This is a genomic window from Promicromonospora panici, assembly GCF_900608595.1.
Lineage (GTDB): Bacteria > Actinomycetota > Actinomycetes > Actinomycetales > Cellulomonadaceae > Promicromonospora > Promicromonospora panici.
The window spans coordinates 21,216-37,695 of sequence record NZ_UWYY01000028.1 but is presented as its reverse complement, the minus strand read 5'-3'; the positions used below and the strand labels follow the sequence as shown (position 1 = coordinate 37,695).

Genomic DNA, 16,480 nt, shown 5'->3' with positions numbered 1-16,480 from the left:
TTCGAGCGTTTCCTCGGGGTCCGTCGGTCTTCACCGGCGGGCCCTTTGGCTGCCCGGCCCGTCCCCCCAACGTACGACGCCGTCGCTCGCCCCCCTACGGAAGGCGCGCGACGGCGTCGGGCAGCGTGCTGTGCAGCCTCAGGCCGCGACGTTCTCCTCGTACTCGACGTCGCGCGTCTCGCGCGTCAGGAGCAGCGCGACGAGCGTGATCACCGCCATCGCGGAGAGGTAGACGCCCACGAGCACGGGCGAGCCGGCCTGAGCCCACAGCCACACCGCGATGAACGGCGCCACCGCCGCACCGAGCACCGACGACAGGTTGTACGCGACCCCTGATCCCGTGTACCGCACGTTGGCCGGGAACAGCTCGGGCAGCACGGCCGCCATCGGGCCGAACGTGAGGCCCATGAGCGTGAAGCCGAGGATCAGCAGGGTCTGCACGCCGACGTCGCCCGCGGCGAACAGCGGCACGAACGACCCGCCGAACAGGATGATCGCCGCTGTGACCCAGATGAGGTGCTTCCGGCGGCCGAACCGCTCCGCCATCGGGCCGGAGACCAGGGTGAAGATGCCGAAGAACACCACGCCGATGATCAGCATCCAGAGGAAGTCGATCTTCTCGTAGCCCAGGCCCGTGGGGGAGCCGTCGGTGGGCTCGGTCGGGGCGACGCCGTAGTTCAGGGTGAACGTCGTCATCAGGTAGAACAGCACGTACGTGGCCAGCATGATGAACGTGCCGGAAACGATCTGCTTCCAGGAGGTCCGGAACACCCGGGCCACCGGCACCTTGGTGACGGCCTCGGCCTCGAGCACCTTGCGGAACGCCGGCGTCTCCAGCAGCGAGAGCCGCACCCACAGGCCGATGATCACCAAGACCGCGGACGCGAGGAACGGGATGCGCCAGCCCCAGTCGGCGAACTGCTCGGGCGAGAGCGCCGTCGACAGGGCGATGAACACCGTGTTGGCGAGGATAAAGCCGATGGGTGCGCCCAGCTGCGGGAACGTGCCGTAGATGGCGCGCTTGCCCTGCGGGGCGTTCTCCGTGGCGAGCAGCGCCGCGCCGCTCCACTCACCGCCGAGGCCGAGGCCCTGGGCGAACCGGCACAGCACGAGCACCGCGGGCGCGGCCAGGGCCCAGCCCGGGGTGGACGCCGCGGGGATGAGGCCGATCAGGACCGTCGCGATGCCCATCGTGAGCAGCGACGCGACGAGCGTCGTCTTGCGGCCGATCCGGTCGCCGAAGTGGCCGAACAGCACCGAGCCGACGGGCCGGGCCACGAAGGCGACGCCGAACACGGCGAAGGACGACAGGAGCTGCGTGGTGGGGTCCTGGGCGTTCGGGAAGAACAGCGCCGGGAAGACCAGCGAGGCGGCGGTCGCGTAGATGTAGAAGTCGTAGAACTCGATCGAGGTACCGATCAGGGAGGCGACGACGACGCGGCCACGGGGGTTGCCGGCCGGCGCGGCGGCGCCGTCGGCGGTCCCGGTGGTCGGCGTTGCGGAGGTGCTCATGCGGGCGAGATTAAGCGGGCCGTCCGCGATCTGGGCATGCCGTCTCGTAGTATGGATGAGGCCTTGACGTAGGCTGCGACGGCCGGTCTCGCGCGCTGCCATGCGGGCACGGGCGCACTCGGAAGCCGGTCGCGACGTGTCGAACTGCGGCCTGGTGCGTCACGGGTGAAGGTGTAGTGAACGGTGAATACTCCCGCCCGTGACCGTGTTGGCACGACCGGCGGTGAGGGGCAGTATCGACCGGGCAGCACAGGTCCGGCCCAGCCACCAGGCTCCGCTATCGGAACTCCATCATCGGAACGAACGAGACGACGACGAGGATATGAACGATCTGCTGTATGTGAACGGCGGCAACCCGTTGACCGGGACCATCACCGTTCGAGGCGCAAAGAACTTCGTGTCGAAGTCCATGGTGGCTTCCCTGCTGGGTGAGACCCCCAGCATCCTGCGGAACGTCCCGCAGATCCGTGACGTCAAGGTCGTCTCGGGACTCCTGGACCTGCACGGTGTGAACGTCAAGTACGACACCGACGCGGGCATCCTGGACCTCGACCCGTCCAACGTGGAGTCGGCGCACGTGGCCGACATCGACGCCCACGCCGGCTCCAGCCGCATCCCGATCCTGTTCTGCGGGCCGCTGCTGCACCGGCTCGGCGAGGCATTCATCCCCGACCTGGGTGGCTGCCGCATCGGCGACCGGCCGATCAACTACCACCTCGACATCCTGCGCCAGTTCGGCGCCGTAGTCGACAAGCGGCCCAACGGCATCCACCTGCGGGCGCCGCGCCGCCTGCAGGGCACCAAGATCTCCCTGCCGTATCCGTCGGTGGGTGCCACCGAGCAGACGCTCCTCACCGCGGTCCGCGCGGACGGCATCACCGAGCTGACGGGCGCGGCGATCGAGCCCGAGATCATGGACCTCATCGCCGTCCTGCAGAAGATGGGCGCCATCATCTCGGTCGACACCGACCGCGTGATCCGCATCGAGGGCGTCGACCGCCTCGAGGGATACAGCCACACGGCCCTGAACGACCGCATCGAGACCGCGTCGTGGGCCTCCGCGGCCCTCGCCACGGGCGGCGACATCACCGTCAAGGGCGCCACGCAGCCCGAGATGATGACGTTCCTCAACACCTTCCGGAAGGTCGGCGGCCGGTTCGACGTGCAGGACGACGGCATCCGCTTCTGGCACGCCGGCGGTGACCTGAAGTCCATCGTGCTCGAGACCGACGTGCACCCCGGCTTCATGACCGACTGGCAGCAGCCGCTCGTCGTCGCGCTCACGCAGGCCACCGGCCTGTCGATCGTGCACGAGACCGTGTACGAGAACCGCTTCGGCTTCACCGACGCCCTGCGCAAGATGGGCGCCACCATCCAGGTCTACAAGGAGTGCCTGGGCGGTCGCGACTGCCGGTTCGGCCAGCGCAACTTCCACCACTCCGCCGTCGTCTCCGGCCCGACGCCGCTCTCCGCGGCCGACATCGAGGTGCCCGACCTGCGCGGCGGGTTCTCGCACCTCATCGCGGCGCTCGCCGCGAAGGGCCAGTCGACGGTGCGCGGCATCGGCCTGATCGACCGCGGCTACGAGAACTTCCAGTACAAGCTGGAGTCCCTGGGCGCGGAGGTAGTCCGCGGCTGACCCGTTTGTTGTGAGCGTGACCGTTGCGCCTAAACGGGCGGGTAGTCGCAACGGTCACGCTCACAACCAAAGTTGGGGCGGGGTTGGGGGCGGAGCCGAGTATCCTTTCGGACCGTGTCCACCCCACGCCCTGAGTCACGCATGTATCGCTTCGTCGCGTTCATCGTGCGGAACCTCATGTTCGCGCTGTGCAAGTACGAGTGGAAGGGCGGGGAGAACTTCCCGGCCAAGGGCGGGTTCATCGCCGCGGCCAACCACGTGACCGAGCTCGACGCGCTGACACTGGCGCACTACCTCTTCGACAACGGCCGGGAGCCGCGCATCCTGGCCAAGCGCGGCCTGTTCACGTCGCCGCTGACGGGATGGGCCCTGCGGGGCACCAGGATGATCCCGGTGGACCGGGAGTCGGCCAAGGCCACCGAGTCGCTGCAGGACGCGGCCAGCCAGCTCGGCGACGGCGCCTGCGTGGCGATCCTTCCGGAGGGCACGCTGACCCGGGACCCCGACTACTGGCCGATGGAGGGCAAGACCGGCGTGGCCCGCATCGCTCTGACGACGCGCCTGCCGGTGCTTCCGGTCGCCCAGTGGGGCGTCACGGCGATCATGCCGCGGTACGGAATGCTGCGCTGGCCGTGGCCGCGCAAGAAGGTGACCATCCAGACCGGCCCGCCCGTGGACCTGAGCGACCTGTACGACCGGCCGCAGGACACCGTCACGCTGCGTGAGGCCACCAGCCGCATCATGGACGCCATCACCGCCGAGCTGGAGCAGATCCGCGGCGAGGTCGCCCCCAAGCCGCGGTTCGACCTGCGCAAGCACCCCGACTACGAGGCCAAGATGACCACCTACCCCCCGGTGACGCGCCCGTGAGCGCCGAGATGGAACAGGCAGAGCGCGCCGCGACGGAGCAGGCGCAGCCCAGGGTCGCCGTGCTCGGCGCGGGCTCGATGGGAACCACGTTCGCCATGGTCCTGGCCGACGCCGGGTGCGACGTCACCCTGTGGGGCCGCGACGCGGCGGTGCTCGACGCCGTCGACCGGACGCACCGCAACGAGAAGTACCTGCCGGGCGTGCAGCTGCCCGCCATGGCGGGCACGACCGACCCTGCCGTCGCCCTCAAGGGCGCGTCGATCGTCGTCGTCTCGGTGCCGTCCCAGGTCGCCCGCACCACGCTGGAGTCCATGAAGGACCTGGTGGAGCCGGACGCCGTCGTCGTCTCCCTGATGAAGGGCGTCGAGCTCGGCACGGACAAGCGCATGAGCCAGGTCATGGCCGAGGTGCTGGACCTGCCCGACGAGCGGGTCGCCGTCGTCTCCGGGCCCAATCTGGCGCCCGAGATCGCGGCGCGGCAGCCGACGGCGACCGTGGTCGCCTCGCGCAGCGAGGCCACCGCTCAGTTCGTGGCGGACGCCTGCTCGACCGGGTACTTCCGCCCGTACACGAACACCGACGTGGTCGGCGTGGAGCTGTGCGGTGCGGTCAAGAACATCATCGCCCTGGCGGCCGGTATGGCGCAGGGACAGGGCTTCGGCTGGAACACGCTGGCCACGCTCATCACGCGTGGGCTCGTCGAGATCACGCGCCTCGGCCTCGCGCTCGGGGCCGACGCCGCCACGTTCGCCGGGCTGGCGGGGATGGGCGACCTGACGGCGACGTGCGCGTCGCCGCTGTCGCGCAACCACCGGCTCGGCAAGCACATCGGCGAGGGGCTCACGCTCCAGGAGGCCATCGTGGCGACCGGCGGGACGGCCGAGGGCGTCAAGTCGTCGCAGTCGGTGCTGGAGCTGGCGCGGGCGCACGACGTCGAGATGCCGATCACGGCCGGCGTGGTCGAGGTCCTGGCGGGCAACCTGCCCCTGTCGGACCTGGCGGCGACGCTGCTCGCGCGGCCCAAGAAGTCGGAGGTCGCGGGCTGAGAGGTCAGTGCTGGACGTCGACCACGACGCGCGTCGGGTTCTCCAGGAGGAACACCCGGAACGGCCGCTCGCCGTCGTCGATCCCGAGGAACGCCGTCGTGTACCCCTCGAACCAGTAGCGGTACACGATCTCGTCCACGGACTCCGTGTCCTCGGGCTCGATGCGGTCGCCGGAGAACTCCTCGACGCCGCTGTCCGTCGGGGTCGCCGTGCCCGAGATCGACACCCGCAGGATCGCGTCGCCGTCGACCTCGACGGCGTGCCCGGAGCCGTCGTCGGACGCCTGGTCGACGTACTCGACGCGCCAACCGGGCTTGCCGCTGCCCTTGCCGTCGAGGTCGAACACGACGCGGTCGTAGCGGTCGTGCACGGCGACGCGGACGTTCGTGACCGAGATGAAGGTCTGGCCCTCGTCGGTGGGCTCCGCCGTGTCGGGCTGCGTGTTCGCGGCGAAGGGCGGCCCGGCGGCCGTCTCGGTAGCGCTGCCCGACGGCGACGGCTCACCCGGCGCGACCGGTGCGATCGTGTCCCCGCCGGACGTGGGCTCGGGGCTGGGCTCGGTGGTCGGATCCGCGGGTGCTTCGGAGGTGGGCGCGGGAGTGCCGCCGTCCGGCTCCGGGCCGTCCCCGGCGGTGCAGCCGGCCAGGAGCAGCGCCGCGATGGCGGCGGCCGTCAGAGCGGTGAGGTGTCCGGCTCGTCCCATGTCCCCAGCCTATGGGGTCGCGATGCTCTCCGCCGCAGCCCGGAGCGCTGCTATCTCGTCCGGAGACGACTCGCGGGCCACGGCCGCTATGTCGCAGATGTACTCGCGCCGGTCGGGGGCGAAGGCCTCGGCGACCTTCGCCGGGTCCTCCAGCAGGACCCGGTAGATCTCCAGGCCGGCGGCGTAGAACAGGTCGACGAGCTTGGGCTCGCCGGAGGCGTTCTTCATGACGTTGTGCGGGTTGTCGTCGAGACCGCCCCAGAACGGGATGGCTGCGGCCGCCTCGGCGTCGAGCCGTTCGGCCGTCCGGCGGACCTGGGTGATCGGGTCGTCCGGTAGCGCGGCCGCCCAGCGTTGGACGACGGCGTCCGCCTCGGCCCACTCGACCGGCAGCAGGAACTCCATCACCGTGAGGCGGCCCCCGCCGCCCAAGGGGGCGTCGAAGTCGATTCGGGGCAGCAGCGGATGCCCCTCGAGGCTGCGGCACAGCTCCACGAAGACCTCGTAGGCCGGCTCGAACGGACTGACCCGGGCGGCCAGCGTCCCGTCGGGCGAGCGCCAGACCGTGGCCCAGTCCCCGATGCCGCACACGTTCCAGCCGTCGGCGAGCAGGCGCCCGGCCGCGTCGCGGGGCGGCAGGTCGCGTAGGGCCTCGAACGAGCTCACGCTCCGCAGCGTAGGTGGGGTCCTGAACCGGCGGAAGCGAATATGCCGGCGTCGGCTCGAGCGAGTAGGCCGGCCTCGGTTCAAGCCGCCGCGCGGAACGTCCTGCGGTACGCGGTGGGGGTCACGCCGAGGGCCGCCTGCACGTGCGCCCGCAATGACTGCGCCGTGCCGAAGCCGCACTCGCGCGCCACCTGCTCGACCGACAGGTCGGAGGACTCCAGCAGGGTCCGTGCGTGCTCGACCCGCTGCCGGAGGAGCCATTGGCCGGGGCTCTCACCGGTTTCCTCGCGGAACCGGCGGGTGAACGTCCGCACCGACATCGCGGCATGCCGGGCCATGGCCGCCAGAGTGACGGGCTCGGCCAGCCGGTCGGCGGCCCAGGCGCGGGTCGCGGCGGTGCCGGGCCCATCGGCGTCGGGCAACGGCCGGGCGATGTACTGCGCCTGGCCGCCGTCCCGGTGAGGGGGCACCACGGTGCGGCGGGCGACGTCGAGGGCGACGGCGGCGCCGTGGTCACGCCGCACGACGTGCAGGCACAGGTCGATCCCGGAGGCGACGCCCGCCGCGGTGAGCACGTCGCCGTCGTCCGTGTACAGGACGCCGGGATCCATCTTGACCTGGGGAAACAGGCTCTGGAAGTGCTCGGCCGAGCTCCAGTGCGTGGTGGCGGGGCGGCCGTCGAGGATTCCGGCTGCGGCGAGCGCGAACGCGCCGATGCAGATCGACATGAGCCGCGTGCCCGGCCGGATGCGCCGGAAGGCGTCCTCTAGCTCCGGCGTGAGACGGCCCTCGTCGTACACCGGCCCGAACTCGTGCGACGCGGGGACGACCACCGTGTCCGCCGTCTCGAGGGCCTCGGGGCCGTGCGCCACCTGCACCACCACGTCCGAGTCCGACTGCACCGATCCGGGCGCGCCCGCGGTGCAGGTGACGACCTCGTACAGGGGCCTGCGCTCGGCGTCGCGCGCGATGCCGAAGATCCGGTGCGCGATCCCGAGCTCGAACGGGATGAACCCGTCCACGATCAGGACGGCGACCCGATGCGGGGCCGGTGGGGTGTCGACTGATCGATCCATGGCCCGATCCTATTGGACAGTGACCTTCCGGTCACTGTTCGGTGCCACGCCGCTCCAGCAGGCTGGGGCCATGACGCAGATCAGCACACCGGTGCCCGACGCCGAGGGCGCGTCGGCCCCGCCGTCGGGCCCCCTTCCCCGGACGCCCCGCATCCATCCAGCCTGGTGGGTGGCCCTGGTCAGCTTCGTGACCGTCATGTGCGCCGCCGCGTTCACGGCGGCGCCCGGCCTGTTCGTCGACCCGCTGAACGCCGAGCTCGGCTGGTCGCGCGCGACCATCGGGTTCGCCGTCGGCCTGCAGTCCGTGCTGTACGGGCTGACGGCGCCGTTCGCCGCATCCCTGATGGACCGGTTCGGCATGCGACCGGTCGTCACGGCGGCGCTGGTCGTCATCACGGGCGGTGCGCTGTCGACGGTGTGGATGTCGGAGCCGTGGCAGTTCGTGCTCGGCTGGGGTCTCCTGGTCGGGGTGGGCAGCGGCAGCATGGCGCTGGCGTTCACCGCCACCGTGACCGGGCGCTGGTTCGTGGCCCGGCGCGGCCTGGTCAGCGGCGTGCTGACGGCGGCGACGGCGTCGGGCCAGCTCGTGTTCCTGCCGCTGCTCGCGTGGATCGTGGAGAACCAGGGGTGGCGTCCGGCGTCGGTCACGGTGGCTATCGCCTCCCTGATCGCGATCCCGCTCGTGCTGTTCCTGCTGCGCGACCACCCGGCGGACATGGGCCTGGCGCCCTACGGCGGCGAGTACGCGCCGAAGCCCGAACCGGCCCGCGGCGCGGCGAAGCGCGCCGTCACCGCGCTGTTCGACGCCGCCCGCACCGGACCGTTCTGGCTGCTGGCGGGCGCGTTCGCGATCTGCGGCGCGACGACGAACGGGCTGGTCCGGACGCACTTCGTGCCCGGCGCGCACGACCACGGCATGCCGATCACGGTGGCCGCGAGCCTGCTCGCCGTGATCGGGGTCGTCGACGTGATCGGCACCATCGCGTCCGGCTGGCTGACCGACCGCTACTCCCCGCGGGTGCTGCTGGGCGTCTACTACACGCTGCGTGGCGTCGCGCTGCTCTTCCTGCCGTCGCTCATGGCCCCGCACGTGGAGCTGCCGATGGTGTTCTTCATCGTGTTCTACGGCCTCGACTGGGTGGCGACCGTGCCGCCGACCCTCGCCCTGTGCCGCGAGTTCTACGGCGACGACGCACCGATCGTGTTCGGCTGGGTGCTCGCCTCGCACCAGGTCGGGGCCGGCATCGTGGCGTTCGCGGGCGGCCTGGTCCGCGACGTCACCGGCTCGTACGACGCCGTCTGGTACGGCGCGGGCGCGCTGTGCGCGGGGGCCGCGCTCATGTCGATGGTGATCCGGCGTCAGAGGGCGCACGTATCCTCGCCGTCATGAGCACCACCCCTGACCGTCCCGCGCCCGCCACAATCGTCGTCTCCGGAGGGCGCCCTGCCCGCGCCCAGGGCGGGCACATCAACCCGTCCATCCCGATGAACTCCACGTACGTCTCGACCGGCGTCGTGACGCCGGACGAGCTGTCGTACGCGCGCGGCGACAACGACGCCTGGCATGCGTTCGAGGGGGCGCTCGCCACGCTGGAGGACGGCGGCGACTCCGCTGAGGCGCTCGTGTTCTCGTCCGGGATGGCCGCGATCGCCGCCGCCTTCTCCCTGGTGCCCGACGGCGGCACGCTCGTGCTGCCGCGGCACGCCTACCAGGCCGGCATGGTGCTCGCGCGCCAGATCTCCGAGCGGCACGGCGTGACCCTGCGGTACGTCGACATCGCGGACACGGACGCCGTCGTGGCGGCCCTCGACGGCGCGGACCTGCTGCTCGTGGAGTCGCCGACCAACCCGATGCTGGAGGTCGCGGACCTGCCGGCCGTCCTCGGCGCGGCGCGCGCGCACGGCGTGCGCTCGGTGGTTGACAACACGTTCGCGACGCCGCTGGGCCAGCGCCCGCTGGAGCACGGGGCCGACCTCGTGCTGCACTCCGTCACGAAGTACCTGGCGGGTCACTCCGACGTCGTGCTGGGCGCGCTCGTGACGCGGGACGCCGAGCTGGCCACGGCCCTCCGTGAGCACCGCACGCTGCATGGCGCCATCGCCGGACCGTTCGAGGTGTGGCTCGCGCTGCGCGGCCTGCGCACCCTGGCGCTGCGCTACGAGCGGGCGCAGGCGAACGCGGCCGAGCTGGCCCGGCGCCTCGCCGAGCACCCCGAGGTCGCCGAGGTGCGGCATCCGTCGCTGCCCGGCGACCCGGGGCACGAGCGCGCGAAGGCACAGATGAACGGCTTCGGCGCGATCATCGGCGTCCGGCCGAAGGAGCGGGCTGGGTCCGGTGCGGAGGTGTCGAGCGAAGCGGGCCTGGGCGAAGTGGCTTCCGGCGAACCGGGCCCGGGTGATGCGGGCCGGGGCGAGGCGGGTTCCGGCGAGGCGGCAGCGATCGAGCGGGCCGACGCCGTCGTCGACGCCGTCCGCCTGTGGCTCCCCGCGACGTCGCTCGGCGGGGTCGAGTCGATGCTGGAGCGCCGCCGCCGCTGGGGCACCGAGGCGCCGACCGTGCCCGTGGACCTGCTGCGCCTGTCGGTAGGCATCGAGGACGTCGAGGACCTCTGGGCAGACCTGGACCAGGCCCTCCGGGCGTGACCGCGGCCGCGGCAGCCGAACCGCAAGTTGGCCCCGGGTGAGGGCGCGTCGAACCGCACCTTGCGCGTCATCACCCGTGTCGATCCGAAAGTTGCGCGTCGATCGGAGGCCACATCGACCCGTAGCCTGCGGTTCGGCGCCAGCGAAGGACGTGGAACTTGCGGTTCGGCGGCGGGCGGCAGGCGGCGGGTCGCGGGCAGGGCTGGGGCTGCCGGGGCCTACTCCAGCGGGCCCAGGAGGGACTGGGCCACCGTGGCGTGGGCCGCATCGTCGCTGGACGGGTGGAAGATCCCCGCGAGCACGTCGCGGTAGAGGCGGCCCAGCTCCGAGCCATTGAAATAGGTCGAGCCGCCCGAGACCCGGATCGCCTGGTCCACGACGTCGCGCGCGGCCTCGGTCACGCGCACCTTGAGCCCGGCGGTCGCTCGGAACCAGCCGGCGCCGCGGTCCAGTGCGGGGTCGGACGCCGAGGCGTCGAGGTCGCGGGTGATCCCGTCGATCTGGAGCCAGACGCTGTCCTGCGCCAGCGCCATGTCGGCGATCCGGCGGCGGACGTCGGGGTCCTGCGAGTACGCCTTGCCGGTCTTCATCGACGTGCGGCGCCCCACGGCATCGACCGCGAGCTCCAGTGCCCGGTCAGCGATGCCCGCGTACACGGCGGCGAGCAGCACCTCGAACGACGTGAAGATGCCCAGGACGTACGGGTCCAGCGACGGCCCGGGCGGCAGCAGGCGCAGCACGCGGTCGGCGGAAGCGTGGGCGCCGTCGAGCATCGTGGTCCGCGACTGGGAGGCGCGCATGCCGATCGTGTCCCAGTCGTCGAGGATCTCGAACCCACCGCCGTCTCGCGTGACGAAGGCGTGCACCAGCCGGGGGTCGCCGTTGCTCCCCCGGTGGCCGGTGCTCGGCGACTCGAGGCCCAGCACGCCCAGCCGCGTCCACGCGGGGGAGTTGGACGTGAAGATCTTGCGGCCGTGGAACGTGTACCCGCCGGCGCCGTCGGGCCGCGCCTCCGTGCGGGAACCGAGCAGCACCAGGTCGTTGCCCGGCTCGGAGTAGCCGAAGCCGAACACCTCGCCCGACGCCGCCTCCGCCAGGAGCCAGTCGAGCGACGAGTCGCCGCGCTCGTGCAGGTAGCGGCCCACGCCCACCCACACGTGGTGCATGTTCACGGCCAGCGCCGTCGCCGGCGCGTGCGCCGACAGCCGGGCCTGGTCGCGGGCGGTCTCCCGCAGCGTGCGCCCGGCGCCACCGAGCGACGTGGGGACCATCGCGCCGAGATAACCGGCGGACTGCAGGTCGGCCAGGTCCTCGGCGAAGAAGGCGTTGTCGCGGTCGTAGCCGGCGGCGCGCTCGCGCAGGCCGGCGAGCAGCTCGTCCGACAGGAGGGAGGTCACCGAACGAGGCTAACCCTGCGGGCAAGGCCCATAGTGCTGAACGGGTGGGCTGATTCAGGTTCACCAGGTCCCAGGCGTCCACAAAGTGCAGGGTTACGGCTCGGCCGGAGCCTGCTGAACCAACGCCAGCAGTCCTTCCCGCACCCGGTCAGCTTGCCCGGGGCGGATGGAGGCGGCGGGCGCGGACCGCCGCGTACAGCTCGGCGGCGGCGCGGGGGTCGTTGATGTCGCGGCCGGTCAGCTCGGCGACGCGGACCAGCCGGTTCAGCACGGTGTTCCGGTGGCAGTGCAGCGCCGTGGCGGCCCTGGTGCCGGACCCGCCGTGCTCGAACCACGCCTCCAGGGTGCCGAGCAACAGCTCCTCGTCCCGGGGGTCGCGGTCCCGGAGTCCGCCGAGGACGGCGGCGGCCAGCTCGGCGGCGCGTTCGCCGTCGGCCACCAGCAGGGCGTCCAGCGGGCTGTCGCCGTACCGGGAGAGTCCCACCTGCCCCGCGGGCAGGGAGCGGACGGCGACCCGGGCCTGGGTGAGCGCGGCGGGCGCGCCGGCGAGGCCCGCGAACGGGCGGCTCACGCCCGTCCGGGCGTGCGCGGCGAGGTCGGTGAGGATGCCGAGGGCGTCCTCCGAGGTGGGCGCGGCGACCAGCGTGAGGCGGTCGCCCTCGTGGGTCAGCCAGCGCATCGTCACCCCGGGCGGCCCGACGCCGACGCCGACCATTCCGACGTCCTCCTGGACGTCGTCCGGGCCGGCCGCCGCGCCCGGCGTCGGGACGGCGGGCAGGCCGGGCGCCGTGACCGCGACCACGAGCATCGCGCCGGTGGGCAGGCCGAGCGCACGGCGCGCGGTCTCGAGGTCCTGCACGGCCCCGGTCAGGACCCCGCGCAACAGCTCGGTGCGTGCCATGTCCTCGCCCAGGCCGGACGACGCCTCCAGGTGCGCCTGGACGGCGACGTTCGAGGACCGGTCGATGGCGAACCAGACCCGCGAGGAGGCGCGGAGCAGGGGGCCGCCGTCGGGCTGGGCGCGCAGCCGGCGGGCGAGCTCCTCCCAGATGCGCAGGCCGGCCAGGCGGTAGGCGTGCTGCAGCAGGTTTAGCGGCATGCCCTCGGCGGCGGTGACCCGCCCGGTCTCGTACGCGGCGGCCAGCGACGACGTCTCGCCCGCGAGGGTGGCGAGGATCTCCGCCAGGTTGGCCCGGACCAGCGGCTGGACGGCGGCGGCCGGGAGCCGGGTGTCGCGGTAGACGGGCTCGGCGTGCAGGATGCCGTCGGCGACCTGCTCGCTCAGCAGGTCGAGTGCATCGCGGAGGTCATGACGCCCGGTCATGGCGATGTCCGACATGCCCGGCAGCCTAACGGGGGAGTGCCTGGTGTGCACTGAAGGTCGATCTGTAAAGCCTGCGGGGTATCGCCCCCGACCAGCGCCGACCCCTAGGCTATTGCGGCACGGGTCAGTGAGAGCCGGCCCGATGCGGTCGGATACCAGGCGGTCGAAGGAGACAGCTGATGAGCGTGACGGACACGCAAGCCACCATGGAGCGCGACCTCGACAGGGCCGTCGAGGAGCTCAAGGTCGGTGCGGAGCGTTGGGCGCAGCTGCCCGTCGCGGACAGGGGGGCGCTGTTCCGAAGGGTGCACGCGTCGATCGCCGGCGTCGCCGAGGAGTGGGCGAACGCCGCCGCCGAGGCCAAGCACATCACGCCGTCCGCCCCCTACCTGGGCGAGGAGTGGATGACCGGCCCGTACGGCGCGCTGGAGAGCGCCGCCGCCTACGCGCGGTCCTACGAGGCGCTCGCGGCGGGCGGGTCGCCGCTCGACGGGCTCGACATCGGCACCGCGCCGGGCAACCGCGTGGCCGTCCGGGTGCTGCCGCGCACCGCCCAGGAGTGGGTGCTGTTCCACGGCTTCCGGGCCGAGGTGTGGATGCCGCCGGGCGTGCCGGAGCGCCGGGTGCGCGACGAGGCGGGCCTGCGGGCCGGCGCCGTGGGCGAGTACGGCGGCGTCGGGCTGGTGCTGGGCGCCGGCAACATCTCGTCGATCGCGCCGCTCGACGCGTTCTACGAGCTCGTCGCGCACAACCGCGCCTCGCTCGTGAAGCTCAACCCCACGTTCAGCGGGCTGCTGGGCGTGTACCGCAGGGCGCTCGCGCCGCTGATCGAGGCCGGCGTCGTGCGGATCGTCAACGGCGACGCCGCTGTCGGCGCCTACCTCACGCGGCACGGCGGCATCGACAAGGTGCACGTCACCGGCTCCGCCGGCACGCACGACGCCATCGTGTGGGGCACCGGCGAGGAGGCCGAGCGGCGTCGGGCGGCGGACGACCCGAAGCTTCGGGTGCCGATCACGAGCGAGCTGGGCGGCGTGGCGCCCATGATCGTGGTCCCCGGCCGGTGGAGCCCCGCCGACCTGCGGTTCCAGGCCGAGCACGTGGCCTCCATGCGCCTGCACAACGCGGGCCACAACTGCGTTGCGGGACAGGTGGTCGTGCTTTCGGCGGACTGGGCGCAGAAGGACGCGTTCCTCGCCGAGCTGCGCAGCGCCCTGGGGTCGATGCCCGCCCGCGACACCTGGTACCCGGGCTCGGACGCCAAGGTCGCGCGCGCGGAGGCGGCGCACCCCGAAGCCGAGCACGTGGCCGGCAGCCTCCTGACGGAGGTCGCCGCGGGCGACCCGGCGTGCACCGACGAGTACTTCGCGCCGGTGGTGGCCTGGACCCAGCTGCCCGGCGAGGGGGCGGAGTTCCTGCGGGCCGCCGTCGGCTTCGCGAACGACTCCCTGTCCGGGACGCTGGGCGCCAACGTGCTGGTGCGGCCGGCGGATCGCAAGGCGATGGGCGCCGCCTTCGAGGACGCGATCGCCGGCCTGCGCTACGGCAACATCGCGATCAACGCGTGGACCGGCATGAGCTTCCTCCTGCCCGGCGCCACGTGGGGGGCGTTCCCGGGGCACACGGTGGCCGACGTCGGCTCCGGCATCGACGTCGTGCACAACGGGCACCTGCTGGCCGGGCCCGAGCGCACGGTCGTGACGGGGCCGTTCCGCGCGTTCCCGCGCAGCGTGCTGCACGGCGAGTTCTCCCTGTTCCCGAAGCCGCCGTGGTTCAGCAGCTCCCGGAGCGTGACGGACACGGGCCGGCAGCTCACCCGCTATGCGGCGGCGCCGTCGTGGGGCAGGCTGGTACCGGTGCTGCTCGCGGCCTTCCGCGCGTGACGGCACAATGCTCTTGCGCCGGGCCAACGGCGGCCCGCTGCCAGACCGAGGGAGACCAACGATGGTTATCCGGAGCACGCTGCCCGACGTGGTGATCCCGTCCGTCAGCGTCCACGAATACCTGTTCGGCGACATCAGCCCCGACGACCTGGATCGTGTGGCGGTGATCGACGGCGTCAGCGGGGCGGAGACCACGTTCCGCTCGCTGCTCGCGCAGATCGACGCTGTAGCGGGCGCCATCGCCGCGCGCGGGTTCGGCGTGGGCGACGTCGTCGCGCTGCACGCGCCGAACGTCCCCTCCTACGTCACGGTGTTCCACGGTCTGCTGCGTGCGGGCGTGACCGTGACGACCGTCAACGCCCTGTCGCCGGGACCGGACATCACCAGGCAGCTGCTCGACTCGGGCGCCCGGCTCGTGATCACCGTCTCGGCGCTGCTCCCGGCGGCCGAGGCGGGGGCGAAGAGCGCGGGCCTCGCGCAGGAGCAGCTCGTGGTGCTCGACGGCGACTCCGCGGTGGCCCCGGGCTACGCCTCCCTGGCCGACCTGCTGGCCGAGCCCCACCCCGTCCCGGACGTGTCGTTCGACCCGGCGACGCACCTCGCGGTGCTGCCGTACTCGTCGGGCACGACGGGCCATCCCAAGGGTGTCATGCTGACGCACACCAACCTCGTGGCGAACGTGGCGCAGTGCTTCGCGATCGGTGTGGAGCGCCACGACGTCGTCCCGTGCGTTCTGCCGTTCTTCCACATCTACGGCATGACCGTGCTGCTCAACGTCGCGCTGCGCACCCGGGCGAAGCTCGTCACGCTGCCCCGGTTCGACCTGGCGCAGTATCTCGGGGTGATCCAGGACCACCGGGCGTCCTTCCTGTTCGTGGCGCCGCCGATCGCGCTGGCCCTGGCCAAGCACCCGCTCGTGGACTCCTACGACGTCTCCAGCGTGCGGGCTGTGCTGTCGGGGGCCGCGCCGTTCGACGAGAAGCTCGCGGCGGCGGTGGTGGGCCGGCTCGGCGACGAGGTGCGGGTGCTCCAGGGCTACGGCATGACGGAGATGTCGCCGGTCTCGCACGTGATCCCGTTCGACCGCCGCGACATCTCCGCCGGGTCCGTGGGGCTGCTGGTGGCCAACATGGAGGCGAAGATCGTCGACCCGGCGACGGGCGACGAGATCGAGCAGCCGGCCGAGGGCGTCTCCGGCCCGGGTGAGCTGCTGTGCCGCGGGCCGAACGTGATGGTCGGCTACCTCGGCAACCCGCAGGCGACGGCGGAGACCCTGGAGCCGGACGGGTTCATGCACACCGGCGACATCGTCACGGTCGACGCCGACGGCGTGTTCGAGGTGGTCGACCGGCTCAAGGAGCTCATCAAGTATAAGGGCTACCAGGTTCCGCCGGCCGAGCTGGAGGCGCTGTTGCTGTCCCACCCGAAGATTTCCGACGCCGCGGTGGTCGGCGTGCCCGACGAGGAGGCCGGCGAGATCCCGAAGGCGTTCGTCGTGACGGCGCCCGGGGCCACCCTGACCGAGGGTGAGGCCATCGCGTTCGTCGCCGAGCACGTCGCCCCGTACAAGAAGGTCCGCGCCGTGGAGTTCATCGAGGCGGTGCCGAAGTCGGCGTCCGGGAAGATCTTGCGCAAGGACCTCCGGCCGGTGCGGTAGTCGGGGGCGCCCCGGGTCCGGGCTCGGCGGGCCGGGCTCGGCGGCCCGGGAACCGCGGCACGGC

Annotated in this window: 13 protein-coding genes; 7 read left to right on the top strand and 6 right to left on the bottom strand. The window is 72.3% G+C overall.

The window, feature by feature from the left end:
• Nucleotides 1–138: 138 nt before the first annotated feature.
• Nucleotides 139–1,512 carry an MFS transporter gene (locus tag EW117_RS25950; RefSeq protein ID WP_129789624.1) on the bottom strand — a complete coding sequence of 458 codons (1,374 nt, stop codon included), beginning with the start codon at nucleotides 1,510–1,512 and terminating at the stop codon, nucleotides 139–141.
• Between the two features lie 322 nt (nucleotides 1,513–1,834).
• On the opposite strand from EW117_RS25950, the gene murA reads away from it, so the two are divergent.
• The 3 genes from murA to EW117_RS25935 all read left to right on the top strand — a co-directional run bounded on the left by murA (nucleotide 1,835) and on the right by EW117_RS25935 (nucleotide 5,067).
• Entirely contained in the window at nucleotides 1,835–3,151 is a 1,317-nt protein-coding gene (gene murA, locus EW117_RS25945; RefSeq protein ID WP_129789623.1) for a UDP-N-acetylglucosamine 1-carboxyvinyltransferase, read from the top strand.
• Between the two features lie 141 nt (nucleotides 3,152–3,292).
• Nucleotides 3,293–4,021 (top strand): lysophospholipid acyltransferase family protein, encoded by a 729-nt coding sequence (locus EW117_RS25940; RefSeq protein ID WP_129789622.1) that lies wholly within the window; start codon nucleotides 3,293–3,295, stop codon nucleotides 4,019–4,021.
• A gap of 8 nt (nucleotides 4,022–4,029) precedes the next feature.
• On the top strand, nucleotides 4,030–5,067 hold the full coding sequence (locus EW117_RS25935; protein ID WP_129789658.1) for an NAD(P)H-dependent glycerol-3-phosphate dehydrogenase: 1,038 nt from the start codon (nucleotides 4,030–4,032) through the stop codon (nucleotides 5,065–5,067).
• Between the two features lie 4 nt (nucleotides 5,068–5,071).
• Here the strand turns inward: EW117_RS25935 and EW117_RS25930 are convergent, their stop codons facing one another.
• From EW117_RS25930 to EW117_RS25920, 3 genes are all read right to left on the bottom strand, one after another.
• Nucleotides 5,072–5,770, bottom strand: coding sequence for an AMIN-like domain-containing (lipo)protein (locus tag EW117_RS25930; RefSeq protein ID WP_129789621.1), 699 nt, complete (start codon nucleotides 5,768–5,770; stop codon nucleotides 5,072–5,074).
• 9 nt (nucleotides 5,771–5,779) lie between these two features.
• Entirely contained in the window at nucleotides 5,780–6,436 is a 657-nt protein-coding gene (locus EW117_RS25925; protein ID WP_129789620.1) for a hypothetical protein, read from the bottom strand.
• A gap of 80 nt (nucleotides 6,437–6,516) precedes the next feature.
• On the bottom strand, nucleotides 6,517–7,512 hold the full coding sequence (locus tag EW117_RS25920; RefSeq protein ID WP_129789619.1) for a GlxA family transcriptional regulator: 996 nt from the start codon (nucleotides 7,510–7,512) through the stop codon (nucleotides 6,517–6,519).
• A 70-nt stretch (nucleotides 7,513–7,582) separates the two neighbouring features.
• Here EW117_RS25920 and EW117_RS25915 point away from each other — a divergent pair, with 70 nt between their 5' ends.
• Together EW117_RS25915 and EW117_RS25910 are read left to right on the top strand one after the other, a co-directional pair.
• Nucleotides 7,583–8,902, top strand: a complete 1,320-nt coding sequence (locus EW117_RS25915) for an MFS transporter (protein WP_129789618.1) — start codon at nucleotides 7,583–7,585, stop codon at nucleotides 8,900–8,902.
• The gene (locus tag EW117_RS25910; protein ID WP_129789617.1) at nucleotides 8,899–10,155 is read left to right on the top strand and encodes a trans-sulfuration enzyme family protein; all 1,257 of its coding nucleotides are present in this window, start codon (nucleotides 8,899–8,901) and stop codon (nucleotides 10,153–10,155) included. Before EW117_RS25915 ends, EW117_RS25910 begins: the two co-directional genes overlap by 4 nt.
• 218 nt (nucleotides 10,156–10,373) lie before the next feature.
• Here EW117_RS25910 and EW117_RS25905 read toward each other — a convergent pair whose 3' ends face one another.
• Nucleotides 10,374–11,552 carry an acyl-CoA dehydrogenase family protein gene (locus EW117_RS25905; protein WP_129789616.1) on the bottom strand — a complete coding sequence of 393 codons (1,179 nt, stop codon included), beginning with the start codon at nucleotides 11,550–11,552 and terminating at the stop codon, nucleotides 10,374–10,376.
• Nucleotides 11,553–11,700: 148 nt separating this feature from the next.
• The gene (locus EW117_RS25900; protein ID WP_129789615.1) at nucleotides 11,701–12,891 is read right to left on the bottom strand and encodes a PucR family transcriptional regulator; all 1,191 of its coding nucleotides are present in this window, start codon (nucleotides 12,889–12,891) and stop codon (nucleotides 11,701–11,703) included.
• A 164-nt stretch (nucleotides 12,892–13,055) separates the two neighbouring features.
• Between EW117_RS25900 and EW117_RS25895 the strand changes: the two genes are divergently transcribed.
• A complete protein-coding gene (locus EW117_RS25895; protein ID WP_129789614.1) occupies nucleotides 13,056–14,759 on the top strand; it encodes an aldehyde dehydrogenase family protein in 1,704 nt (567 codons plus the stop codon).
• A gap of 61 nt (nucleotides 14,760–14,820) precedes the next feature.
• Nucleotides 14,821–16,416: an AMP-binding protein gene (locus EW117_RS25890; RefSeq protein WP_129789613.1), complete on the top strand. Its 1,596-nt coding sequence runs from the start codon at nucleotides 14,821–14,823 to the stop codon at nucleotides 16,414–16,416.
• Nucleotides 16,417–16,480 lie beyond the last annotated feature (64 nt).

Excerpts from the sequence above, each read along its gene's own strand:
- EW117_RS25950 (WP_129789624.1), bottom strand. The coding sequence starts at position 1,512 with ATGAGCACCTCCGCAACGCCGACCACCGGGACCGCCGACGGCGCCGCC.
- murA (WP_129789623.1), top strand. The coding sequence starts at position 1,835 with ATGAACGATCTGCTGTATGTGAACGGCGGCAACCCGTTGACCGGGACC.
- EW117_RS25940 (WP_129789622.1), top strand. The coding sequence starts at position 3,293 with ATGTATCGCTTCGTCGCGTTCATCGTGCGGAACCTCATGTTCGCGCTG.
- EW117_RS25935 (WP_129789658.1), top strand. The coding sequence starts at position 4,030 with ATGGAACAGGCAGAGCGCGCCGCGACGGAGCAGGCGCAGCCCAGGGTC.
- EW117_RS25930 (WP_129789621.1), bottom strand. The coding sequence starts at position 5,770 with ATGGGACGAGCCGGACACCTCACCGCTCTGACGGCCGCCGCCATCGCG.
- EW117_RS25920 (WP_129789619.1), bottom strand. The coding sequence starts at position 7,512 with ATGGATCGATCAGTCGACACCCCACCGGCCCCGCATCGGGTCGCCGTC.
- EW117_RS25915 (WP_129789618.1), top strand. The coding sequence starts at position 7,583 with ATGACGCAGATCAGCACACCGGTGCCCGACGCCGAGGGCGCGTCGGCC.
- EW117_RS25910 (WP_129789617.1), top strand. The coding sequence starts at position 8,899 with ATGAGCACCACCCCTGACCGTCCCGCGCCCGCCACAATCGTCGTCTCC.
- EW117_RS25900 (WP_129789615.1), bottom strand. The coding sequence starts at position 12,891 with ATGTCGGACATCGCCATGACCGGGCGTCATGACCTCCGCGATGCACTC.
- EW117_RS25895 (WP_129789614.1), top strand. The coding sequence starts at position 13,056 with ATGAGCGTGACGGACACGCAAGCCACCATGGAGCGCGACCTCGACAGG.
- EW117_RS25890 (WP_129789613.1), top strand. The coding sequence starts at position 14,821 with ATGGTTATCCGGAGCACGCTGCCCGACGTGGTGATCCCGTCCGTCAGC.